This is a genomic window from Streptomyces sp. NPDC018610, from assembly GCF_044391765.1.
Taxonomy (GTDB): Bacteria; Actinomycetota; Actinomycetes; order Streptomycetales; family Streptomycetaceae; genus Streptomyces.
In genome coordinates this window covers 827,916-850,636 of record NZ_JBISAL010000002.1, presented here as the reverse complement: position 1 = coordinate 850,636, position 22,721 = coordinate 827,916, and the positions used below count along the sequence as shown (strand labels likewise).

Below are 22,721 nucleotides of genomic sequence, written 5' to 3'. Positions count from 1 at the left end.
GCCGATCGGGTACAGGCTGGTCAGACGCCGGACACGCCGACCTCCACACCGTGTTCGGCGGCGAGGCGGCGCAGGTCGTCGAGTTCGGCCAGCTCCACCTCGACGAGGAAGTCGTCGCCCTCGTCGCGAGCCCGCGTCAGGTCGGACTCGGTCGCCTTTATGCGCTGCAGAAGTCCTGCGGTGAATGCGTCCATGCTGCGCCCCCTCGTCCTGGGTCGTGGGTCGGTGGCACGGGGGTGTGCCGTCGGGAAGGGACGATCACGTCTGCTGCGGGTGCCCGGCGCAGCCCTGCCGGGCGGCCACGGTGCCGGACACCCGCGCCCGCTCCGCGGAAGCGGATCGCCATGTACCGCATGGTGCTGCGGCACATGCAGAGCGTGATCGCGGGGTGTAAAGCCGTCCTCCCCCGCTCCCCTTGCGGCAAAACCTCGGCCGCACGAGAAAATTCCGGCGTTCCCGCCCGCTTCATCCGCCGTTCGACCCGTCCTCGAGGAGCCGTCGAGCAGTCTGCGGTGGGCGTCGAGGACACGGCGAGGGGCGTCGATGGCACGGCGGGCCGTCGCAGGGCCGACGTCCTCGGTTTACAGCCGACTTATGGCCGAAAAGGGCAGGATGGAGGCACACACCCATGAAGACCCCCTGCCCGCGCGTGCCCGGACCGGCGCCGCGCGGGCGGCCACAGGAAGGACAAGCGACGTGCGCGTACTCGTCGTCGAGGACGAGCAGCTGCTCGCCGATGCGGTGGCCACCGGACTGCGCCGGGAGGCCATGGCCGTCGACGTCGTGTACGACGGCGCGGCCGCCCTGGAGCGCATCGGCGTCAACGACTACGACGTGGTCGTCCTCGACCGCGACCTCCCCCTCGTGCACGGCGACGACGTCTGCCGCCGGATCGTGGAGCTCGGCATGCCCACCCGGGTGCTGATGCTCACCGCCTCAGGCGACGTCAGCGACCGCGTCGAGGGGCTGGAGATCGGCGCCGACGACTATCTGCCCAAGCCGTTCGCGTTCAGCGAGCTGACGGCACGCGTGCGGGCCCTGGGCCGGCGCACCAGCGTGCCCCTGCCGCCCGTCCTGGAGCGCGCCGGGATCAAGCTCGACCCCAACCGCCGCGAGGTCTTCCGCGACGGCAAGGAGGTCCAGCTCGCCCCGAAGGAGTTCGCCGTCCTGGAGGTCCTCATGCGCAGCGAGGGCGCGGTGGTCTCCGCCGAACAGCTCCTGGAGAAGGCCTGGGACGAGAACACGGACCCGTTCACCAACGTCGTGCGCGTCACCGTGATGACCCTGCGCCGCAAACTGGGCGAACCCCCCGTGATCGTGACGGTGCCCGGCTCCGGCTACCGGATCTGATCCGCCGTGGCCGCCACCCCCGCGCCGCCCCAGGCGCCGCCGAAGCCCACCTGGGACCCCAGGAGGCCGGACCCGCCCTTCCCGTGGCTGCGCCCGACCATCCGCATAAGGCTCACGCTGCTGTACGGCGGCATGTTCCTGATCGCCGGCATCCTGCTGCTGTCGATCATCTACCTGCTCGCCGCCCAGGCCCTGCGCACGGGCAACCAGCCGCTGTTCAAGATCGTCGACTTCAACAACCTCAAGGTCTCCAGCAGCGACTGCCCGGGCGTCAACAACGGCAACCTGTCGCTGTCGGAGTTCAACGCCGCGATCAGCGCGTGCACCGACCACCAGCGCCAGGTCGCCCTGGACAGCCTGCTCAGCCGCTCGCTCCTGGCCCTGCTGGGCCTCGCGGTCATCGCCTTCGCCTTCGGCTACGCGATGGCCGGCCGGGTGCTGGCGCCGCTGGGCCGCATCACCCGCACCGCGCGGGCGGTGGCCGGCTCCGACCTGTCCCGGCGGATCGAGCTGGACGGCCCGGACGACGAGCTCAAGGAGCTCGCGGACACCTTCGACGACATGCTGGAGCGGCTGCAGCGCGCCTTCACCGCCCAGCAGCGCTTCGTCGGCAACGCCTCCCACGAGCTGCGCACCCCGCTCGCGATCAACCGCACGCTGCTGGAGGTGCACCTGTCCGACCCGGAGGCGCCCGTGGAGCTGCAGCAGCTCGGCAAGACCCTGCTGGCCACCAACGAGCGCAGCGAGCAGCTCGTGGAGGGCCTGCTGCTGCTCGCCCGCAGCGACAACCAGATCGTCGAGCGCAAGCCGGTGGACCTCGCCGAGGTCGCCTCGCAGGCGATCGACCAGGTGCACGGCGAGGCGGAGGCCAAGGGCGTCGAGATCCGGGGCGAGCGCCGGCCGGCGGTCGTCCAGGGCAACGGCGTGCTGCTGGAGCGCATCGCGCTGAACCTGGTGCAGAACGCGGTGCGCTACAACGTCGCCGATGAGGGGGCGCAGCGCGAAGCGCTTCCGCAGAAGGGCGGTGGCGGGAGACGGGAGGGCGGCTGGGTGGAGGTCACCACGGACGTCCAGCGCGGGCAGGCGGTCCTGGTCGTCACGAACACCGGGCCGGTCGTACCGGCGTACGAGATCGACAACCTCTTCGAACCCTTCAGACGACTGCGCACCGAGCGCACCGGCAGCGACAAGGGCGTCGGCCTGGGCCTGTCCATCGTCCGCTCCGTGGCGCGGGCGCACGGCGGGCACATCGCCGCTCAGCCGCGTGAGGGAGGCGGGCTCGTGATGCGTGTCACCCTGCCCGTCTGAGAGCATGACCTCGACACTCGGGGATGTTCGCTTTGGGCTGAATTATCGGGTGCCCTCAGCAACCTCTTCATGTGCGATCGATCACATGGGCGGTTTTCCGGCCATCTACTCTGAGTGATCATGAAGGGGGTCGGAAAGCCGGGAAAATCCGGGTTTTCGAGGGCCCTGATCACGGGAAGTACACGGTGAGACCGCTTTGGACTGCGGCATTCGAACCGTGTACGGTCCCCATCGCCATCCAAGCCGATCACTCTTGGGGAGATCGGTTGGGTGTCGATTGAGTAACAGACCTTGATGTGAGGCAAAATCTCCGCCTCAGGTCGGGCACAAGTCCGGCCTCTCACGCGTTACGTGCGCTGGAGACACCGCAGACACCCAGAGGGGGAGAGCGACATGGCAACCGATTACGACACCCCACGCAAGACCGACGACGACGTCGACTCGGACAGTCTTGAAGAACTGAAGGCCAGGCGGAACGACAAGTCGACCTCCGCTGTGGACGTCGACGAGTTCGAGGCCGCCGAAGGCCTGGAACTGCCCGGCGCCGACCTCTCCAATGAGGAACTGGCCGTCCGGGTACTGCCCAAGCAGCAGGACGAGTTCACCTGCATGAGCTGCTTCCTGGTGCACCACCGCAGTCAGCTGGCCCGCGAGAAGAACGGCCAGCCGATCTGCCGCGACTGCGACTGAGGCAGGGTCGGCCGTGACCGGCTCGACCCCTCCTTGGAAGCGCCGCTTCCCCCGCGGGAAAGCGGACTCGGAGCCGTCCGACGGCTCCAACGGCGCGCGTGACCACGAGCGAGACCCATCCCGTCCGTCCATCCGGACAGATGCGACAGCATCGACGGGATCGGTCTCGCTCGCACGGGTGTCCAGGCGTGGTGACGCCGGCCCGGCGGAAGGACCCGCGCCCCTCGCCCGGCGGCGCATCGCGGCGATCGGCGGCAGAGCCGGTGGAGCCGCCGTGAGCGGCGTGCGCAAGAGCGGCAGCCTCGCCAGGGCGGCGCTGTCCCACCTCGCCGACCGGGTCATCGACATCGCCCCGCGCGTGCCCGTACGCGACCTCGCCACGCTCCGCGCGCAGTTCCCGGGCCTCGGCCCCGAGCAGCTGGCGGACAAGCTGGTGACGGGTGCCGCCAACGCCACGTCCACGGTCGGGGCGGGGATCGGCGCGGCGGCCATGCTGCCGGTGCCGCCCGCGATGCCGACCGAACTGGCCGCCGAGATCACCGGAGTCGCCGCGATCGAGCTCAAGCTGATCGCCGAGCTCCACGAGGTCTACGGAGTACGGCCGCCCGGGCCGCTCAAGGCCCGCAGCACCGCGTATCTGTCCTCCTGGTCGGGGGAGCGCGGGATCGACGTGCGCAAGCCCATGACGATCGACGCCGCCCTCGGCGGCCAGACCAAACGCCGGCTGCGCCAGCAGATCATGAAGCGCATGGTGCGCGATCTGCCGAACCTGATGCCGTTCCTGGTGGGAGCGGCCGTCGGCGCCGTGATCAACCGGCGCGACACCAAGAAGCTCGCGGGCCGCGTCCGCGCGGACCTGCGCAAGATCCAGGTCCCGTGGGACGAACTGCCGGCCCTGCCGCCCCTGGACACCCCCGAGGCCCCGCTGCCGATCACGGACGAGGACGTGACGGACGGCGAGCACTGAACCACCGCACGGCGCCCGGCCCCTCCGGACCCGGCCCGGCGCGTCCCGGATCCCCGGCCTCGGCTCGTCGCTGCCTGCGGCGCGTCCGGGATTCCGGCGTCGGCCGGCGTCGGCTGGTCCCCGGCGCCGCCCGGCCCCTGGCTCCGGCCCGTCCCTGCTTCGGGTGCGGCCCCGCCCCCGCCTTCCCCGTTCCGGCGCGGACCCGCGTCCGCGCCGGCCGACGCCGCTCGTGGCCTACGCCGCTTCCGGCTTCGCCTTCGCCTCCGCCGCCGCCCGGGCCTCGCGCAGGGCGTCCGCGAGCCGCTGCGGCTCGCGCGTCGACAGATACAGGTACGGCGTCGGGTCCTGCGGGTCGGTGACCTCCACCCGCAGCGCCGTGGGGATGTAGGCGCGCAGCAGCAGGAAGGCGCGGGTGTCGGCCTTGTGGGTGCGCCAGGCGCGCGCCTCCTCCGCGTCCAGGATCTCCGCCGTCCCCAGCGCCGTGACCGGCACCTTCGCCTCGCCCGCGATCAGGTTGCCCCCCACCACCCGGATGCGCATCGAGCCGTACGAGCTCGCCACGACCGCCGCGGCGGCGGTGCCGCCGACCAGGCCGCCGAGCATGGGCAGGGTGCCGAAGGGGAAGACGATCAGGGCGAACGAGACACCGACGAGGAAGCTGATCAGCCACCAGGAACGGGGCGCGGTGAGACGTTCTTCGTACGGCTGGGCGGAGAGCTGCATGAAGCTAGCTTGGCACGGTGCCCGCGACAGCCACAGGCGCGGGTAAGGTCTGCGCCTGTGAGTGGTAGTTCCGCAGCTCTTCAGCCCCCCGTCGACGCCGTGAAGCCGGTACGGCACCCCGACGCGCCCGCACCCGGCGAACTCCTCGGCGCGCACTACGGCGAGTGTTTCGGGTGCGGCGGCGACCAGCCGCACGGCCTGCACCTGCAGGCGCGCGCCGACGACGGCGTCCGCGTCACCGCCGAGTTCACCGTGCGGCCGGCGCACCAGGGAGCGCCCGGCCTGGCGCACGGAGGGATCCTCGCGACCGCCCTGGACGAGACCCTCGGCTCACTGAACTGGCTGCTGCGGACCATCGCCGTCACCGGCCGCCTGGAGACCGACTTCGTGCGCCCCGTCCCGGTCGGGACCGCGCTGCATCTGGAGGCCGAGGTCACCGCGGTGGCCGGCCGGAAGATCTACTCGACGGCCACCGGCCGCATCGGCGGCCCCGACGGGCCGGTCGCCGTCCGCGCCGAAGCCCTGTTCATCGAGGTCGAGGTCGACCACTTCGTGCGGCACGGCCGCGAGGAGGAGATCCGCGCCGCCATGGACGACCCGGACCAGCTCCGGCGCGCCCGCGCCTTCGAGGTGAACCCGTGAGCGACGAGGGCCGCGAGACCCTGAACGTGCTGATCCGGCGGGTCGACCCCGAGGTACCGCTTCCGGCGTACGAGCATCCCGGCGACGCGGGGGCCGATCTGCGCACCACCGTGGCCTGCGAACTCGCGCCCGGCGAGCGGGCCGTACTGCCCACGGGCGTGTCTGTCGCGCTCCCCGAGGGGTACGCGGCCTTCGTGCATCCCCGTTCCGGCCTCGCCGCCCGGTGCGGTGTCGCCCTCGTGAATGCCCCAGGGACGGTTGATGCCGGGTACCGTGGGGAGATCAAGGTGATCGTGGTGAATCTCGACCCGCGCGAGTCCGTGCGGTTCGAGCGCTTCGACCGGATCGCCCAACTGGTCGTCCAGCAGGTCGAGAGGGTCCGCTTCCAGGAGGTGGCGGAACTTCCCGACTCGGCGCGGGCCGAGGGGGGCTTCGGGTCCACCGGTGGCCACGCCGCGGTGGACGGCGTGAGCGGCACAAGCGGCCGGGCCGCCATGAGCGGCCCGGCGGGTGGGAATCGATACGCTTCGGTCGTATCCGACCGGGAAGGACAGTGACGTGTTCGGACGTCGCAAGACGAAGGGTGCCGCCGAGGACGCGGCCGGCGAGGCCGAGCAGGTCGTCGACAGCGTCGACACCGAGGCGGACGAAGAAGAGGGCGAGCGCGAGCGGGTGCGGCTGGAGCCGGAACCGCGGCCCGACGGGCCCTGGGACAGCTCCGAGGTGCGCGACCCGAACGAAGGCCGGGTGGACCTGGGCGGACTGTTCGTGCCCGGTGTCGACGGCATGGAGCTGCGGGTGGAGGTCGCGGGCGACGCGATCGTCGCGGCTACCGTCGTCCTGGGGGACAGCGCCGTACAGCTGCAGGCCTTCGCCGCGCCCAAGCGCGAGGGCATCTGGGGCGAGGTGCGCGAGGAGATCGGCACCGGCATCACCCAGCAGGGCGGCATCGTCGACGAGGTCGAGGGCCCGCTGGGCTGGGAGCTGCGCGCCCAGGTCCCGGTGCAGCTGCCGGACGGCACGGGCGGCTTCCAGGTCGTCCGGTTCGTCGGCGTGGACGGCCCCCGCTGGTTCCTGCGGGGAGTGATCTCCGGCCAGGGAGCGGTGCAGCCGCAGGCGGCCGGGCTGCTGGAGCAGATCTTCCGGGACACGGTGGTGGTCCGCGGCGAGGGCCCGATGGCGCCCCGCGACCCGATCGTCCTGAAGCTGCCGAACGACGCGCAGATGGTGCCCGAGGGCGTGCAGCAGGAGGAGGGCCAGTCCCGCTTCTCCGGCGGCATGGGCCAGCTGCAGCGCGGCCCGGAGATCACCGAGGTGCGCTGAGGTCTCTCGTCCGGACCCGGCGGCTCGCCCCGGCCGCGGCGGGCCGACGGGCCGGGCGGATCCGCTCGGCCGCAGAGCACATGGGCCGCCCCCGGGGGAGCGGCCCTTTCTGCTGCCTTGGGCGCCGGTCGTCCGCGGTGGGTCCGGGAACCCGGACGCGGTGCCGGGCGTTGGAGGATTGAAGGGACGGGCGCCGGTGGCGATACTGGCGCCCGGTCCACGGGGGAGCACAGCGGGGAGGGCACATGAGCCAGGTCGTCACCGAGACGATGGTGCGCGTCGAGAACGTCCACAAGTCCTACGGGCAGGGGGCCGGCGCCGTGCACGCGCTGCGCGGCGTCTCCTTCGAGGTGCCGTGCGGCGAACTGGTCGCCCTCAAGGGCCGCTCCGGCTCCGGGAAGACCACGCTGCTCAACATCGTCGGCGGGCTCGACGAGCCGGACGAGGGCCGGGTCGAGGTCGACGGGCACGACCTCTCCGGGCTCGGTGAGGACGGCCTGCTGGCGCTGCGCCGCGACCGCGTCGGGTTCGTCTTCCAGTCCTTCGGGCTCATCCCGATCCTCACGGCCGCCGAGAACATCGGGGTGCCGCTGCGGATGCGCCGCGTGGACCCGCGCGAGCGCGAGGAGCGCGTGGAGCTGCTGCTCTCCCTCGTCGGACTCGCCGACCACGCCCGGCAGCGGCCCGGCGAGCTCTCCGGCGGCCAGCAGCAGCGCGTGGCCATCGCCCGCGCGCTCGCCAACGACCCCGCGCTCCTGATAGCCGACGAGCCGACCGGCCAGCTCGACGCGGAGACCGGGCTCGCCGTGATGGAGCTGCTGCGCGCCGTCGTCCACAGCCGGCAGGTCACCGCGCTGGTCGCCACGCACGACCAGACCCTGCTCGGCCTCGCCGACCGCGTCCTGGAACTGCGCGACGGCGAGATAGTCGAACACTGACCGAACGCGCCGCACGGACCGGCGGTCCGGCCCACCGCGCCGCACGGACCGGCGGTCCGGCCCACCGCGCCGCACCGACCGGTGGTCCGGTCCACCGCGCCCATGGCCTCTCGGAACGACCGTTCCTCATGCCCGCCCGGCACGCCCGCCGCCTCCGAGCGGCCGACGTCAGAGATGCGTCAAAGACCGCCGCCCACCCCCACCCGGCCCCCTTTGTCGCGATTGCTGGCCGTAAGGTCGACGCAGCGTGCACACAGGTGACGGAAGACAATGAGGCCATGGGACGCGGCAAGCTCCGGATCTATCTCGGCGCGGCACCGGGCGTCGGCAAGACGTACGCGATGCTCTCCGAGGCGCACCGCCGGGTGGAGCGCGGCACCGACTGCGTCGTCGCGTTCGTCGAGCACCACGACCGTCCCCGCACCGAGGTGATGCTGCACGGCCTGGAACAGGTAGCCCGCGCCGAGCTGACCCACCGGGGGAGCGCCTTCACCGAGATGGACGTCGACGCCGTGCTGCGCCGCGCCCCGGCGGTCGCCCTCGTGGACGAACTCGCCCACACCAACGTCCCCGGCTCCCGCAACGCCAAGCGCTGGCAGGACGTGGAGGAACTGCTCGCCGCCGGCGTCGACGTCGTCTCCACCGTCAACATCCAGCACCTGGAGTCGCTCGGCGACGTCGTCGAGTCGATCACGGGCGTACGGCAGCGGGAGACCGTCCCCGACGAGGTCGTCCGCCGCGCCGACCAGATCGAACTGGTCGACATGTCGCCCGAGGCGCTGCGCCGCCGCATGGCGCACGGCAACATCTACCAGCCCGACAAGGTCAACGCGGCCCTGTCCAACTACTTCCGGCCCGGCAACCTCACGGCCCTGCGCGAACTGGCCCTGCTGTGGGTGGCCGACCGGGTCGACGAGTACCTCCAGCGCTACCGCAGCGAACACCAGGTGTCGCGGATCTGGGGCTCACGCGAGCGGATCGTGGTCGGCCTGACCGGCGGCCCCGAGGGCCGCACCCTGATCCGCCGGGCGGTCCGCCTCGCGGAGAAGGGCGCCGGCGGCGAGGTCATGGCCGTCTACGTCGCCCGCAGCGACGGCCTCACCTCCGCCTCCCCGAAGGAGCTCGCCCTTCAGCGCACCCTCGTGGAGGACATGGGCGGCACCTTCCACCACGTGGTCGGCGACGACATACCGGCCGCCCTGCTCGACTTCGCGCGCGGCGTCAACGCCACCCAGATCGTGCTCGGCTCCTCGCGCCGCAAGAGCTGGCAGTACGTCTTCGGACCCGGCGTCGGCGCCACGGTCGCCCGCGAGTCCGGCCCCGACCTCGACGTGCACATCGTCACCCACGGACAGATCGCCAAGGGGCGCGGACTGCCCGTGGCCCGGGGCGCGCGGCTCGGCCGGGCCCGGATCGTGTCGGGCTGGCTGATGGCCGTCGCGGGACCCGCCCTGCTCGGGCTCCTGCTGAGCACCGTGGACCTCGGCCTCGCCAACGACATGCTGCTCTTCCTCGCCCTGACGGTGGCGGCGGCCCTGCTCGGCGGACTGCTCCCGGCACTCGCCTCGGCGGCCGTCGGATCGTTCCTGCTCAACTACTTCTACACGCCCCCGCTGCACAGGCTCACCATCGCCGACCCCAAGAACATCGTCGCCATAGCGATCTTCGTCGGCGTCGCCGTGTCCGTCGCCTCCGTGGTGGACCTCGCCGCCCGCCGCACGCACCAGGCCGCCCGGCTGCGCGCCGAGGCGGAGATACTGTCCTTCCTCGCGGGCAGCGTCCTGCGCGGCGAGACCAGTCTCGAAGCACTGCTCGAACGGGTCCGCGAGACCTTCGGCATGGAGTCGGTGGCACTGCTGGAGCGGCAGAGCGACGTCGAACCCTGGACGTGCGCCGGCCGGGTCGGCGCCGACCGCCCCCTCCAGCGCCCCGAGGACGCCGACGTGGACATGCCGGTCGGCGACCACATGGCGCTCGCGCTCACCGGCCGGGTCCTGCCCGCCTCCGACCGCCGGGTGCTCGCCGCCTTCGCCGCCCAGGCCGCCGTCGTGCTGGACCGCCGCCGCCTCCAGGAGGAGGCCGACCGGGCCCGCGCCCTCGCCGAGGGCAACCGGATCCGCACCGCGCTGCTCGCCGCCGTCAGCCACGACCTGCGCACCCCGCTCGCCGGGATCAAGGCCGCCGTCTCCTCGCTCCGCTCCGAGGACGTCGAGTGGTCCGAGGAGGACCGGGCCGAGCTGCTGGAGGGCATCGAGGAGGGCGCCGACCGCCTCGACCACCTGGTGGGCAACCTGCTGGACATGTCCCGCCTGCAGACCGGCACCGTCACCCCGCTGATCCGCGAGATCGACCTCGACGAGGTGGTCCCGATGGCCCTCGGCGGCGTCCCCGAGGGCAGCGTCCACCTGGACGTCCCCGAGACCCTGCCCATGGTCGCCGTGGACGCCGGTCTCCTGGAACGCGCGATGGCCAACATCGTGGAGAACGCCGTCAAGTACAGCCCGGCCCGCGAACCGGTCCTGGTGTCCGCCAGCGCCATCGCCGACCGGGTCGAGGTGCGCGTCGTCGACCGGGGTCCCGGAGTGCCGGACGAGGCCAAGGAGCGCATCTTCGAGCCCTTCCAGCGGCACGGAGACGCCCCGCGCGGGGCGGGCGTCGGCCTCGGCCTCGCGGTGGCCCGCGGCTTCGCCGAGGCCATGAGCGGCACCCTCGGCGCCGAGGACACGCCCGGCGGCGGCCTCACCATGGTGCTCACCCTGCGAGCGGCCGGCCCGCGCCCGGAACCGTTGCGCCCCGAGCCGTCCGGTCCGGACCCGTCAAGCCCGGATCCGTCCGGCCCGGATCCGTCCGGCCCGGATCCGTCCCGCCCCGAGCCCTCCCGTCCCGGCGGGGCGCTCGGCCCCGTACATTCCGAAAGGCAGGTTTCATGACCAGGGTGCTGGTGGTCGACGACGAGCCGCAGATCGTGCGCGCCCTCGTGATCAACCTCAAGGCGCGCCAGTACGAGGTCGACGCCGCGGGCGACGGCCGTACCGCCCTCGACCTGGCCGCCTCCCGCCACCCCGACGTGGTCGTCCTCGACCTAGGCCTGCCCGACATGGACGGCGTGGAGGTGATCAGGGGCCTGCGCGGCTGGACCCGGGTGCCGATCCTCGTGCTGTCCGCCCGGCACTCCTCCGACGAGAAGGTCGAGGCCCTGGACGCCGGCGCCGACGACTACGTCACCAAGCCCTTCGGCATGGACGAACTGCTGGCCCGGCTGCGCGCCGCCGTGCGCCGCGCCGAGCCCGTCGGGGCCGGCGACGACGAGGTCACCACGGTGGAGACCGAGCATTTCACCGTCGACCTGGCCGCGAAGAAGGTCAACCGGGCCGGCAGGGACGTACGCCTCACCCCGACCGAGTGGCACCTGCTGGAGGTGCTGGTGCGCAACACCGGCCGCCTGGTCAGCCAGAAGCAGCTGCTGCAGGAGGTGTGGGGGCCGTCGTACGGCACCGAGACCAACTACCTGCGCGTCTACATGGCCCAGCTGCGCCGGAAGCTGGAGGCCGACCCCTCGCACCCCCGGCACTTCGTCACGGAGCCCGGGATGGGCTACCGCTTCGAGAGGTGAGCGCGATGACGGTGACCTCGGCGCACCCCGGTACGCTTCAGATATGAGTGCTGTTCCTCGTTCCGAAAAGCCGGTGGGCCGGTTCCGGCGCATGCTCGACCGGCTCTCCTCGTCCCAGGAGGACCTGGAGTCGGAGGAGCTGCGGGAGGACGCCCAGACCGCGGGCTGCACCCGGATCGGTGACTGCCACGACCGCCAGGTCGTCACCGTTACTGGTACCTTGCGCACGGTCACCCTGCGCCCGCGTGCCGGAGTCCCGGCCCTGGAGGCGGAGCTGTTCGACGGTTCTGCCGCCCTGGACGTGGTGTGGCTCGGCAGGCGCTCCATCGTCGGGATAGAACCGGGGCGCAAGCTGATCGCATCGGGCCGGATCTCCATGAGCCGGGGCCGCCGGGTGCTGTTCAACCCCAAGTACGAACTGCGACCCCTCGGACGGGAGTAGCCCGTGACGTCACTCGACAAGCCGACCGAAGACACGACCGCTGACGCAGAGGCCCGGGCGGTGACGGAGGCCGCGCTGTTCGAGGCGTTCGGCGGAGTGCGGGGCATGGTCGAGACGGTCCTGCCCGGCCTGCTCTTCGTCACCATCTTCACGATCAACAAGGACCTGCACTGGTCGGCGATCGCCGCGCTGGTGGTCTCCCTCGGACTGGTCGCGGTCCGGCTGGCGATGCGCGACACCGTCAAGCACGCCTTCAGCGGCGTCTTCGGCGTGGCCTTCGGCGTGGTCTTCGCGATGATGACCGGCAACGCCAAGGACTTCTACCTGCCCGGCATGCTCTACACCCTGGGGCTGAGCCTGGCGTACATCGTCACCGCGCTCGCCGGGGTGCCGCTGATCGGGCTGATCCTCGGCCCGGTCTTCAAGGAGAACCTCTCCTGGCGCACCCGCAACCCGGGCCGCAAGAAGGCGTACACCAAGGCCAGCTGGGCCTGGGGCCTGATCCTCCTCGCCAAGTGCGCGATCCTCTTCCCGCTGTACTGGTGGGCGGACACCACCCAGCTCGGCTGGGTCCTGGTCATCCTGAAGATCCCGCCGTTCCTGCTGGCGGTCTATCTGACCTGGGTCTTCCTGGCGAAGGCGCCCCCGCCCATCGACGTGTTCGCGGAGATGGAGGCGGAGGAGAAGGCCGAGGAGGAGCGCAAGGCGGCCCTCGCGGCCGAGCACGGCGAGACGCGGGGCGCGGCCGGCGCGGAGACCGGCCCGGACGGCTCGGCCGGCCCGGCCGCGGGCCGCCACCGCCGGTAGGCGGGGAACGACCCGCAGGACCCGCACGACCCGACACGTACGACGGCGGGGGCGCCCGGAGATCTCCGGGCGCCCCCGCCGTCGTACACGTGGCGAAAGCCTCGGCGGCCTCAGTCCTCCAGGTCCGCGCGCCGCACCGACAGCAGGTCCTCCAGCTGCTCCTCGCGGGCCTGCGCGGCCACGAACAGCAGTTCGTCACCCGGCTCCAGCGAGTCCTCCTGCGACGGGGTGAGCACCCGGGTGCCGCGGATGATGGTGACCAGCGAGGTGTCCTCGGGCCACTGGACGTCGCCGACCTGGGTCCCGGCGAGGGCCGACTCCTCCGGCAGCGTCAGCTCCACCAGATTGGCGTCGCCGTGGCTGAAGCGCAGCAGCCGGACCAGGTCGCCGACGCTCACCGCCTCCTCGACCAGCGCCGACATCAGACGCGGCGTGGACACGGCGACGTCCACGCCCCACGCCTCGTTGAACAACCACTCGTTCTTCGGGTTGTTCACCCGGGCGACGACCCGTGGGACGCCGTACTCCGTCTTCGCCAGCAGGGAGACGACCAGGTTCACCTTGTCGTCGCCGGTCGCGGCGATCACCACGTTGCAGCGCTGCAGCGCGGCCTCGTCCAGGGACGTGATCTCACAGGCGTCGGCCAGCAGCCATTCGGCCTGCGGCACGCGCTCGACCGAGATGGCGGTCGGCGCCTTGTCGACGAGAAGGACCTCGTGGCCGTTCTCCAGCAGCTCGGCCGCGATCGACCGACCGACCGCGCCGGCACCGGCAATGGCGACCCTCATCAGTGACCGCTCTCCTCTTCGGGGCCCTCGGCGAACGCCGCCTCGACCTTGTCCACGTCGTCCGTCCGCATCATCACGTGCACGAGGTCGCCCTCCTGCAGCACCGTCTGCGAGGAGGGAAGCATCGCCTCGCCGAGGCGGGTCAGGAACGCCACCCGGACGCCCGTCTCCTCCTGCAGCCTGCTGATCTTGTGCCCGACCCACTTCGGGGACGTGTGCACCTCGGCGAGCTGGACACCGCCGGTGGGGTCGCGCCACAGCGGCTCGGCGCCCGAGGGCAACAGCCGGCGCAGCATCTGGTCGGCCGTCCAGCGGACCGTGGCCACGGTAGGGATGCCCAGGCGCTGGTAGACCTCGGCGCGGCGGGGGTCGTAGATGCGGGCCGCGACGTTCTGCACGCCGAACATCTCGCGGGCCACCCGCGCGGAGATGATGTTCGAGTTGTCGCCGCTGGAGACGGCCGCGAAGGCGCCCGCCTCCTCGATGCCCGCCTCGCGCAGGGTGTCCTGGTCGAAGCCGATCCCGGTGACCCGGCGGCCACCGAACCCAGGGCCCAGCCGGCGGAAGGCGGTGGGGTCCTGGTCGATCACGGCGACCGTGTGCCCCTGTTGCTCCAGGGTCTGGGCGAGAGCGGACCCCACTCTCCCGCAGCCCATGATGACGATGTGCACGACCGTCCTTCCGGTGTCAATAGCTACTGCTCAGCCCCATCAGGGTCTCAGACAGAGGGACAAGCTACACATGCCCGGTACGGCGAGGGCACCCCCGTGCCGCATACCGGGACGCGTCCGGTGGCGCCGTGGCCACGGGCGGCCGCGGTGCACGGCGGCCTTGCGGGCCCGGCGGCACCCTCGGGGCACGGGTGGACACAGGCGGACACGGGCGGGCAGGACACGGGTGGACGTGGGCGGACGACTCGCCCGGGCTCCCGGCCGGCAGGCCGTCGAAGGCGGGGCCGGAGGGGCGATCGGAGGCGGGAATCGAAGGCGAGGGCGGACGGCGGGGGCCGAAGGCAAGGGCGGATGGCGGGGATCGAAGGCGGGGAGGCAAGGGGACCGAGGTCCGGAGGGGGCCGGCGAGCCGTCCTATTCCGCCTTGGAGACCCCTCGTCGAGTGATGCTGCGCACGCTGCGCAGGGTCAGGAATCCGAGGCCGAGCAGCGCTGCGACGGCGCCGATCAGCTCCGCGGGCGGGGGCATGGGACCTCCGGAGGTCGGCGAGGGGCAGAGGAATCGCCGGGAATTCAGCCATCTAGGCACGACAACCCCCTCGCCTGCGGAATCCGTCGCGCGCGCGGCCACCGATTTCACTCGTGAGGCAGATCTCGGGTGGCAGGTGGGCGAGCCCCTGTTCGAAGCCCTACGATCCTCTGTTGTGTCCAAACTGACCGACGTGCCCAAACGGATCCTGATCGGGCGCGCACTGCGCAGCGACCGGCTGGGCGAGACGCTTCTGCCGAAGCGCATCGCACTTCCCGTTTTCGCCTCCGACCCGCTGTCCTCCGTGGCGTACGCGCCCGGCGAGGTGCTGCTCGTCCTGTCCATCGCGGGCGTGTCGGCGTACCACTTCAGCCCCTGGATCGCGGTCGCGGTCGTCGTGCTGATGTTCACCGTGGTCGCCTCCTACCGGCAGAACGTGCACGCCTACCCGAGCGGCGGCGGCGACTACGAGGTGGCCACCACCAACCTCGGGCCCAAGGCGGGCCTGACGGTGGCGAGCGCGCTGCTCGTCGACTACGTGATGACCGTGGCCGTCTCCATCTCCTCAGGCATCGAGAACCTCGGCTCGGCCGTGCCCTTCGTCGTCCAGCACAAGGTGCTGTGCGCGGTCGCCGTGATCGTGCTGCTGACGCTGATGAACCTGCGCGGAGTGCGCGAGTCGGGCACCCTGTTCGCGATCCCGACGTACGTCTTCGTGGCCGGCGTCTTCATCATGATCGTGTGGGGCGCGTTCCGCGGCCTGGTCCTCGGCGACACCATGCGGGCGCCGACCGCCGACTTCCACATCAGGGCCGAACACCAGGGACTCGCCGGCTTCGCCCTCGTCTTCCTGCTGCTGCGCGCCTTCTCCTCCGGGTGCGCGGCGCTCACCGGCGTCGAGGCGATCTCCAACGGCGTCCCGGCCTTCCGCAAGCCCAAGTCCAAGAACGCCGCGACCACGCTGGCGGCCATGGGCCTGCTGGCCGTGACGATGTTCTGCGGCATCATCGGCCTGGCGATGACGACGAAGGTCCACATGGCCGAGAACCCGGCCACCGACCTGTTCCGCAACGGCGTCCCGCTCGGCGCCGGCTACGTCCAGAACCCGGTGATCTCGCAGGTCGCGGAGGCCGTCTTCGGCAAGGGCAGCTTCCTGTTCGTGATCCTCGCCGCGGCCACCGCGCTGGTCCTCTTCCTCGCCGCGAACACGGCGTACAACGGCTTCCCGCTGCTCGGCTCGATCCTCGCCCAGGACCGCTACCTGCCGCGCCAGCTGCACACCCGCGGCGACCGCCTCGCCTTCTCCAACGGCATCGTCCTGCTCGCGGGCACGGCGATGCTGCTGGTCGTCGTCTACGGCGCCGACTCCACCCGGCTGATCCAGCTGTACATCGTCGGCGTGTTCGTGTCCTTCACGCTCAGCCAGATCGGCATGGTCCGGCACTGGAACCGCCACCTGGCCGCCGAGCGGGACGACGCGAAGCGGCGGCACATGATCCGCTCGCGCGCCATCAACGCCTTCGGCGCCTTCCTCACCGGCCTGGTGCTGGTCGTCGTGCTGCTCACCAAGTTCACCCACGGCGCGTGGGTGGCCCTGCTCGGCATGTGCATCTTCTTCGCGACGATGACGGCGATCCGCAAGCACTACGACCGCGTCTCCGAGGAGATCGCCGCCCCCGAGGGCCCGAGCGACGACATGGTCCGCCCCTCCCGGGTGCACTCCGTCGTCCTCATCTCCAAGATCCACCGTCCCACGCTGCGCGCACTGGCGTACGCCAAGCTGATGCGCTCGGACACGCTGGAGGCGCTCACCGTCAACGTCGACCCGGCGGAGACCAAGGCGCTGCGCGAGGAATGGGAGCGGCGCGGCATCGACGTACCGCTCAAGGTGCTCGACTCGCCCTACCGCGAGGTCACCCGCCCGGTCATCGAGTACGTCAAGGGGCTGCGCAACGAGTCGCCGCGCGACGCGGTCTCCGTGATCATCCCCGAGTACGTCGTCGGCCACTGGTACGAGCACCTGCTCCACAACCAGAGCGCGCTGCGGCTCAAGGGCCGACTGCTGTTCACGCCGGGCGTCATGGTCACCTCGGTGCCCTACCAGCTCGCCTCCTCCGAGGCGGCGAAGATGCGGGCCCGCAGGCGCCAGGACTGGAGCGCGCCGGGCGCGGTGCGACGCGGACCGGCTCAGGAGCGGCCGAAGGAGTCCCCGGCGGCCAAGGGCTGAGACGGCGGCGCCCCGGCCGGGACGCGCGTCCCGGCCAGGGCGCACGCTCGGGCGGCCCGCGCCCCCGAGCGGTCGGCACGCCCGGGCGACTCGCACGCCCCGGGCGGCGGCCCGCGTTCGTGGCGGAAGCCAGGGGTCGGCGGCCCGAGTCCGTGATCTGTCCGGCCGGGAGCGGCCTCGTGGTGAACGACCGGACGACACCCACGTAGACTGGTGGGCTGTTGTCCGGCCGTTCACCGCTTCTCGATCTGGAGTCACCCCACCATGCAGGCAGAACCGAAGAACTCGCAGGTGGGGCCGGAGACGGACACGCTGGTGGGGCAGGAGTACGAGGTCGAGATCGGCCCCGTCGCCCACGGCGGCCACTGCATCGCCCGCACCGCCGAGGGCCAGGTGCTGTTCGTCCGGCACGCGCTGCCCGGCGAGCGGGTCGTGGCGAGGGTCACCGAGGGCGAGGAGGGCGCGCGGTTCCTGCGCGCCGACGCGGTACGCGTCCTGGAGGCCTCCAAGGACCGCATCGAGGCGCCCTGCCCCTACGCCGGCCCCGGCCGCTGCGGCGGCTGCGACTGGCAGCACGCCAAGCCGGGCGTCCAGCGCCGCCTGAAGGGCGAGGTGATCGCCGAGCAGCTGAAGCGGCTCGCGGGCCTCACGCCCGAGGAGGCCGGCTGGGACGGCACGGTGATGCCCGCCGAGGGCGACAAGCTGCCCGCGGGCGAGGTCCCGCAGTGGCGCACCCGCGTCCAGTACGCCGTCGACCCGGCCACCGGCAAGGCGGGCCTGCGCCGCCACCGCTCGCACGAGGTCGAGCCGATCGAGCACTGCATGATCGCGGCCGAGGGCGTCAGCGAACTGGGGATCGAGCAGCGGGACTGGTCCGGCATGGCCTCCGTCGACGCGATCGCCGCCACCGGGTCCCAGGACCGCATGGTCATCCTGGAGCCGCGACCCGGCGCCCGGCTGCCGCTCGTCGAACTCGACAAGCCGGTCTCCGTCATGCGCGTCGACGAGCACGACGGCGGGATCCACCGCGTCCACGGTCGCGCCTTCGTCCGTGAGCGCGCCGACGGCCGTACCTACCGCGTCGGTAGCGGCGGCTTCTGGCAGGTCCATCCGAAGGCGGCCGACACCCTGGTCAAGGCGGTCATGCAGGGCCTGCTGCCACGCAAGGGAGAGACGGCCCTCGACCTCTACTGCGGCGTCGGCCTCTTCGCCGGCGCGCTCGCCGACCGCCTCGGCGAGAAGGGCGCCGTCCTCGGTATCGAGTCCGGCAAGCGGGCGGTGGAGGACGCGCGGCACAACCTGGCCGGCTTCCCCCGGGTCCGCATCGAGCAGGGCAAGGTCGAGTCGGTCCTGCCGCGCACCGGCATCACGGAGACCGACCTGATCGTCCTCGACCCGCCGCGTGCGGGCGCCGGCCGCAGGACGGTCGAGCACCTCACGTCCCTGGGCGCCCGCCGCGTCGCCTACGTCGCCTGCGATCCCGCCGCGCTGGCCAGGGACCTGGCGTACTTCCGCGAGGGCGGGTACCGGGTGCGGACGCTGCGGGCGTTCGACCTGTTCCCGATGACGTCGCACGTGGAGTGCGTGGCGATCCTCGAACCTGCGAGCAAGGGGTCCTGACCCGCACTCTTGTTGTCCGGGCGGGCTGCTTGACCTGCTTGCCCGGTGCACCGTGTGGAGACGCACCGCAACCTCCTTGGCCGCCCCTGACCGTCCCGCCGATCACGGTGGTGAGGGGATCGGTGCGACGCAGAACCCACATGGTGAGTGCGGCTGCGGCGCTGAGGGTGAAGAAGACCATGCCGAGGGCCGCCCGCGGGGCGTTGGGATCACCAGGCGCACGAAGGCCGGCCCGAGGGAGGAGCAGAAGCCGCCCAATGTCCGGATCGCGACGATGGCGGTGCCGGTTGTCAGCAGGGCGCGACGCATCACGGGCGGTACACCCAGCCGCGGGCGCGGCGATCGGAGCGCGTCTGCCCGGCGGTTGACTGTCTCCGTGGTGAAGGGGACGGCGATCGCCTGGCCGCCGAACACTGCTGCCATCAGTGCGTAGACGGTGACCGCGGGGGCCGGGGCGAAGCGGACGAGGAGGGTGGAGACGAGAAGACCCGCGGCCATGCCGGCGACCGGGGCGATGGTGTCGGTCAGGGCGGCCCGACCGGGCCACCGCGGGTTCCCGTGCGGGCCGCCGGCGCGTCGGCATCGGCTGCTCCTCGGGGGAGGCGACCGCGTTTGCGCCTCCCTATGAGCCGCACCGCCCGTTCCAGGGCAGGGGACGGCGCCCTGTCATGCGGTCGTCCTGTTCGAGGGCTGCGGGTTGCCCAGCATCTGACAGGTGGCCGCGTCGACGAGGGCCTTGTTCGCGGTCGCGGCCTTCTTCTCCTTGATGCCGAAGTTCGTGAGGGTGAAGACCGCGACGCTACGGGTGCCGGTGGCGTCGGTGTAGATCTCGCTGGAGTAGCCGGGCAGGCCGCCGGTGTGACCCCAGACCGTGCCGCAGGGCGTGTCCACCTTCATCAGGCCCAGACCGTAAGCTCCGCCTTCCTCGGGGGCGTCCACGGTGGTGCGCATCTGCTTCATCTGGGCCTCGGGCAGCAACCGGCCGGACATGAGCGCGGTGAGGAAGCGCTGCCAGTCCTGCGCGGTGGAGACCATACCGCCTGCCGCCCACGACCAGCTCGGGTCGATGGTGGTGGTGTCGACGTTGTCCCCGGGGCGTTCGGACCCGGCGAATCCGACGCCCTCGGGCAGGTCCACGGTCCCGGAAAGGAGGGCCTTCAGTCGCTTGGCGTCCGGCTCGTAGCCGGTCGCGTGGCGTTTCCCGGCTGGCCAGGACGTGTCCGTGGCCAGGAACGAGTCCTTCATGCCGAGCGGCTTGGTGATCTTCTGCTCGATCAGCTCTGCCAGGCTGCTCCCGGTGGCCTTCTCCAAGATCAGCCCGAGAGCCTCGTAGTTGGCGTTGCTGTAAGAGTATTTCTCGCCCGGCTCGGTCGGCGGGTTCTGCTCGGGAGTGATGGCGAGAAGTTCCCCCGGCTTCCACGTGCGCTGCTCCTGACCGGTGAGCGAGGGCAGGAACTCGGGCGTCAGCAGGAAGTCTCCCAGGCCGCTGGTGTGGTTGAGCAGCATCCGTACGGTGATGTGCTCACCGCCCTCGACCAGTCCGGGCAGCCACTTCTCGACCGTGTCGTCAAGGCCGATCCTCTTCTCGGCGACCTGTTGCAGGACGAGCGTCGCGGTGAGCGTCTTGGTGTTGGACCCGACCCGGAACCGGTCGCCGACGGCGAGGCGATGGTCGTCCTTCGTCCAGGCAGCCTGGCGGGCGATCTCGGCAGGCTTCCCGTCGCCGCGGTCGATCCGGACGATGACGCCCAGGGAGCCGGTGTCGGCCGCTTTCTGCGCGAGGACGCTCAGGCGCCCGGCGGCTGACGTATTCGCCGTACCCCGCCCGGCTGCGAGTTCGGTCCCGTCCTGCCCTTCGTCCGCGCAGCCGACGAGCACCGCGCCCAGGCATGTGGCCAACGCCACGGTCAGCGCCCCTCGAAGGACTCGGTGACGGCGAGACGGCGTGTGTGTGGACATGGCAGTTCCCTTCGGCGCGTGACAGTTGCTCCGTGCGTGGAGAGATCCGGCGTTCACCCCGTTGAAGGCGTCGAGGGCTCCGCGCACAGCGACCATTCAGCCAGCGGCGCGCCCGTGGCACATCGCTCGATGGAGGGCTTCCGCCCGATACGGGGTCACTCCAAGGAATGAGCCCGCGGTGGACGACGCCTCGCCGTCCCGCCCACCGGGGACGGGTCAGGACAAGGTGTTCCTGGCCAGCACCGCAGCCTGCGCCCTGCTCTGACAGCCGGTCTTCGTGAGCACACGGCTGACGTGTGTCTTCACCGTGTGCAGGCTCAGCACGAGCCGGTCGGCGATCTCGGCGTTGCTCAGGCCGTCGCGGATCAGGCGCAGCACGTCGGTCTCGCGCTCGGTAAGGGTCCTCAACCGCGCCAGCTCATGGTCGCTGGGGCGCCGCCGGCCACGGAGATGGCCCTCGATGATCCGGTGGGTCACCGCGGGGCTCAGGGTGCTGTGCCCGGCCGCCGCGGCGCGTACAGCCCCGGTCAGCTCCTCGTACGAACTGTTCTTCAAGAGAAAGCCGGATGCCCCAGCGGCGAGCGCGTCGTCCACGTACTCATCCAGGTCGAACGTCGTCAGCATGAGCACCCGGCTGCGCCCCGGCCCGGTCAGTCCACGGCGCTGAAGCTCGGCCAGTGCCCACAGGCCGTCGCGGCGCGGCATGCGAATGTCCATCAGCAGCACATCCGGCCGTAGCCGTGCGCATGCCTCGACGGCGTTCTCGCCGTCGTCGGCGGTGCCCGCCACGGTGATGTCCGCCTGGCTGTCCAGGATGGCGCTCAGCCCGGCGCGGATGACCGGCTCGTCGTCCACGACGAGCACACTGATCTGCTCAGTCACCGTCACACTCCAACGGCATCGTGGCCACCACGCGAAAGCCGCCGTCGTCGGTCGGGCCCGCGGTGAGTTCGCCGCCCAGCGCACCTACGCGATGGTCCATGCTCACCAGACCGAGTCCGATGCCCGCATCGGCCGCGCCACGCCGCGCGGCGGGACCGTTCACCACCTCGCACCGCAACTGTCCCGCAACTGAGGCGACAGTCACCCGGACCGGCGCCCCGGGTGCGTGCCGACGCGCGTTGACCAGTGCCTCCTGCACGACACGATAACCCGCCAGCTGCACGGCTCCTGGCGCAGCCTCCGGCGCGAGATCCATCACCAACTCGACCCTTCCTCCCACGCCACGGTGGCCGTCCAGCAACACGTCCAGCTCAGCAAGGTCCGGCACCGGCCGGAGCGGGACCGCGTCCGCGGGGTCGCGCAGCATACGCAGCAGATCCCGCAGCTCACCGCTGCTCTGCCGGCCCGCCGCCGCCAGCCCGTCCACCTGGGCACGGGCCCAGTCGGGCAACTCGCCACCGCGGGCCCGCAAAGTCTCCGCGTGCACGACAAGCAGGGTCAGCGAGTGCGCGACCACATCGTGCATCTCGCCGGCGATCCGCGCCCGCTCCCGCTGCGCGGCCTGCGCCGCCTCCAGAGCCTGCGCCCGGCGTGCGTCGGCCGCCCGCTGCTCCGCCGCGGCCAGCAGCGCCTGCCGCGTCCGTGCGGCGAACCCCATCACCCAGGCCAGCGGCATCGGGGCCAGCGCAGCGAGGACGTCCAAACCGCCCCGGAAGTCACTGGAAGCGGTCGTCATCCGGTTCAGCCACAGACCAGCCACGCCCAGCACGGCGATGCCGAGCACGGCCGACACCGTCCGCCTCCAGTCGGCACAGCGATGGCCCAGGCTGTAGAGCAGCACCGCCAGCGGCAGGAAGACCAGCGGTGACAGCTTGGCCCCCTCGCCCGCACTCCCCACCAGTGCCGCCAGAAGAGCCCCGAAGCCCACGACGAAGGCGGTGGCCGGCAGCCGCCGCCGCAGCAGCAGGACCACCACGCCGACCGCCTCGTACAGCGTGAGCGACGTCCAAGCCGGTCCAGAGGCGTCCACGTACGGCTGGGACAGAAGCGCGGGCAGAAATGTCAGCACGAGCAACCCGGCATCGGCGCCCCACCCGTGCCACCTGCCGTCCAGCGCTCTCATCCGTTAGACACTACTGATCTTTTCGTGCGTTCTGTGGCGGTGGGGGGGGCCGGGATGGCT

At 71.7% G+C, this 22,721-nt stretch carries 21 protein-coding genes; 14 read left to right on the top strand and 7 right to left on the bottom strand.

The annotated features are described in order from the left end of the window. Window positions 1-20: 20 nt before the first annotated feature. The gene (locus ACH5A8_RS08995) at window positions 21-194 is read right to left on the bottom strand and encodes a hypothetical protein (protein ID WP_019981855.1); all 174 of its coding nucleotides are present in this window, start codon (window positions 192-194) and stop codon (window positions 21-23) included. Window positions 195-696: 502 nt separating this feature from the next. On the opposite strand from ACH5A8_RS08995, the gene ACH5A8_RS08990 reads away from it, so the two are divergent. The 4 genes from ACH5A8_RS08990 to ACH5A8_RS08975 all read left to right on the top strand — a co-directional run bounded on the left by ACH5A8_RS08990 (window position 697) and on the right by ACH5A8_RS08975 (window position 4,315). After that, window positions 697-1,350 carry a response regulator transcription factor gene (locus tag ACH5A8_RS08990; RefSeq protein WP_009191109.1) on the top strand — a complete coding sequence of 218 codons (654 nt, stop codon included), beginning with the start codon at window positions 697-699 and terminating at the stop codon, window positions 1,348-1,350. A 6-nt stretch (window positions 1,351-1,356) separates the two neighbouring features. Then, complete coding sequence (locus ACH5A8_RS08985) at window positions 1,357-2,658, top strand: sensor histidine kinase (RefSeq protein ID WP_398999530.1); 1,302 nt, start codon at window positions 1,357-1,359, stop codon at window positions 2,656-2,658. Window positions 2,659-3,051: 393 nt separating this feature from the next. Continuing rightward, window positions 3,052-3,348: a DUF4193 domain-containing protein gene (locus ACH5A8_RS08980; protein WP_005481602.1), complete on the top strand. Its 297-nt coding sequence runs from the start codon at window positions 3,052-3,054 to the stop codon at window positions 3,346-3,348. A gap of 13 nt (window positions 3,349-3,361) precedes the next feature. Next, the gene (locus tag ACH5A8_RS08975) at window positions 3,362-4,315 is read left to right on the top strand and encodes a hypothetical protein (protein ID WP_398999528.1); all 954 of its coding nucleotides are present in this window, start codon (window positions 3,362-3,364) and stop codon (window positions 4,313-4,315) included. Between the two features lie 234 nt (window positions 4,316-4,549). Here ACH5A8_RS08975 and ACH5A8_RS08970 read toward each other — a convergent pair whose 3' ends face one another. Next, complete coding sequence (locus ACH5A8_RS08970) at window positions 4,550-5,038, bottom strand: DUF3093 domain-containing protein (RefSeq protein ID WP_398999526.1); 489 nt, start codon at window positions 5,036-5,038, stop codon at window positions 4,550-4,552. 57 nt (window positions 5,039-5,095) lie between these two features. On the opposite strand from ACH5A8_RS08970, the gene ACH5A8_RS08965 reads away from it, so the two are divergent. The 8 genes from ACH5A8_RS08965 (at window position 5,096) to ACH5A8_RS08930 (ending at window position 12,803) form a co-directional block, all read left to right on the top strand. After that, window positions 5,096-5,680, top strand: coding sequence for a PaaI family thioesterase (locus ACH5A8_RS08965; protein ID WP_398999524.1), 585 nt, complete (start codon window positions 5,096-5,098; stop codon window positions 5,678-5,680). Then, complete coding sequence (gene dut, locus ACH5A8_RS08960; RefSeq protein WP_398999522.1) at window positions 5,677-6,237, top strand: dUTP diphosphatase; 561 nt, start codon at window positions 5,677-5,679, stop codon at window positions 6,235-6,237. Before ACH5A8_RS08965 ends, dut begins: the two co-directional genes overlap by 4 nt. Window position 6,238: 1 nt before the next feature. Continuing rightward, complete coding sequence (locus ACH5A8_RS08955) at window positions 6,239-7,003, top strand: DUF3710 domain-containing protein (protein ID WP_398999520.1); 765 nt, start codon at window positions 6,239-6,241, stop codon at window positions 7,001-7,003. A gap of 245 nt (window positions 7,004-7,248) precedes the next feature. Then, entirely contained in the window at window positions 7,249-7,941 is a 693-nt protein-coding gene (locus ACH5A8_RS08950; protein ID WP_398999517.1) for an ABC transporter ATP-binding protein, read from the top strand. Window positions 7,942-8,219: 278 nt separating this feature from the next. Next, the gene (locus ACH5A8_RS08945) at window positions 8,220-10,871 is read left to right on the top strand and encodes an ATP-binding protein (protein WP_398999515.1); all 2,652 of its coding nucleotides are present in this window, start codon (window positions 8,220-8,222) and stop codon (window positions 10,869-10,871) included. Next, complete coding sequence (locus ACH5A8_RS08940; protein WP_398999512.1) at window positions 10,868-11,554, top strand: response regulator; 687 nt, start codon at window positions 10,868-10,870, stop codon at window positions 11,552-11,554. The genes ACH5A8_RS08945 and ACH5A8_RS08940 overlap by 4 nt, the downstream gene beginning before the upstream one ends. A 43-nt stretch (window positions 11,555-11,597) precedes the next feature. Next, window positions 11,598-11,996, top strand: coding sequence for an OB-fold nucleic acid binding domain-containing protein (locus tag ACH5A8_RS08935; protein ID WP_398999510.1), 399 nt, complete (start codon window positions 11,598-11,600; stop codon window positions 11,994-11,996). Between the two features lie 3 nt (window positions 11,997-11,999). Then, entirely contained in the window at window positions 12,000-12,803 is an 804-nt protein-coding gene (locus ACH5A8_RS08930) for a DUF3159 domain-containing protein (protein ID WP_398999508.1), read from the top strand. 110 nt (window positions 12,804-12,913) lie between these two features. On the opposite strand, the gene ACH5A8_RS08925 is transcribed toward ACH5A8_RS08930, so the two are convergent. Further along, window positions 12,914-13,591: a potassium channel family protein gene (locus tag ACH5A8_RS08925; RefSeq protein ID WP_398999506.1), complete on the bottom strand. Its 678-nt coding sequence runs from the start codon at window positions 13,589-13,591 to the stop codon at window positions 12,914-12,916. Next, window positions 13,591-14,262: a potassium channel family protein gene (locus tag ACH5A8_RS08920; protein WP_398999504.1), complete on the bottom strand. Its 672-nt coding sequence runs from the start codon at window positions 14,260-14,262 to the stop codon at window positions 13,591-13,593. Before ACH5A8_RS08920 ends, ACH5A8_RS08925 begins: the two co-directional genes overlap by 1 nt. A gap of 703 nt (window positions 14,263-14,965) precedes the next feature. Here ACH5A8_RS08920 and ACH5A8_RS08915 point away from each other — a divergent pair. Both ACH5A8_RS08915 and ACH5A8_RS08910 read left to right on the top strand, forming a co-directional pair. Next, on the top strand, window positions 14,966-17,017 hold the full coding sequence (locus ACH5A8_RS08915) for an APC family permease (RefSeq protein WP_398999502.1): 2,052 nt from the start codon (window positions 14,966-14,968) through the stop codon (window positions 17,015-17,017). A gap of 264 nt (window positions 17,018-17,281) precedes the next feature. Then, on the top strand, window positions 17,282-18,637 hold the full coding sequence (locus ACH5A8_RS08910; RefSeq protein ID WP_398999500.1) for a class I SAM-dependent RNA methyltransferase: 1,356 nt from the start codon (window positions 17,282-17,284) through the stop codon (window positions 18,635-18,637). 666 nt (window positions 18,638-19,303) lie between these two features. Here ACH5A8_RS08910 and ACH5A8_RS08905 read toward each other — a convergent pair. The 3 genes from ACH5A8_RS08905 to ACH5A8_RS08895 form a co-directional block, all read right to left on the bottom strand. After that, window positions 19,304-20,542, bottom strand: coding sequence for a serine hydrolase domain-containing protein (locus tag ACH5A8_RS08905; RefSeq protein WP_398999498.1), 1,239 nt, complete (start codon window positions 20,540-20,542; stop codon window positions 19,304-19,306). A gap of 270 nt (window positions 20,543-20,812) precedes the next feature. Continuing rightward, window positions 20,813-21,484, bottom strand: coding sequence for a response regulator (locus tag ACH5A8_RS08900; RefSeq protein WP_398999496.1), 672 nt, complete (start codon window positions 21,482-21,484; stop codon window positions 20,813-20,815). Continuing rightward, on the bottom strand, window positions 21,471-22,652 hold the full coding sequence (locus ACH5A8_RS08895) for a sensor histidine kinase (protein WP_398999816.1): 1,182 nt from the start codon (window positions 22,650-22,652) through the stop codon (window positions 21,471-21,473). Before ACH5A8_RS08895 ends, ACH5A8_RS08900 begins: the two co-directional genes overlap by 14 nt. Window positions 22,653-22,721: the final 69 nt, after the last annotated feature.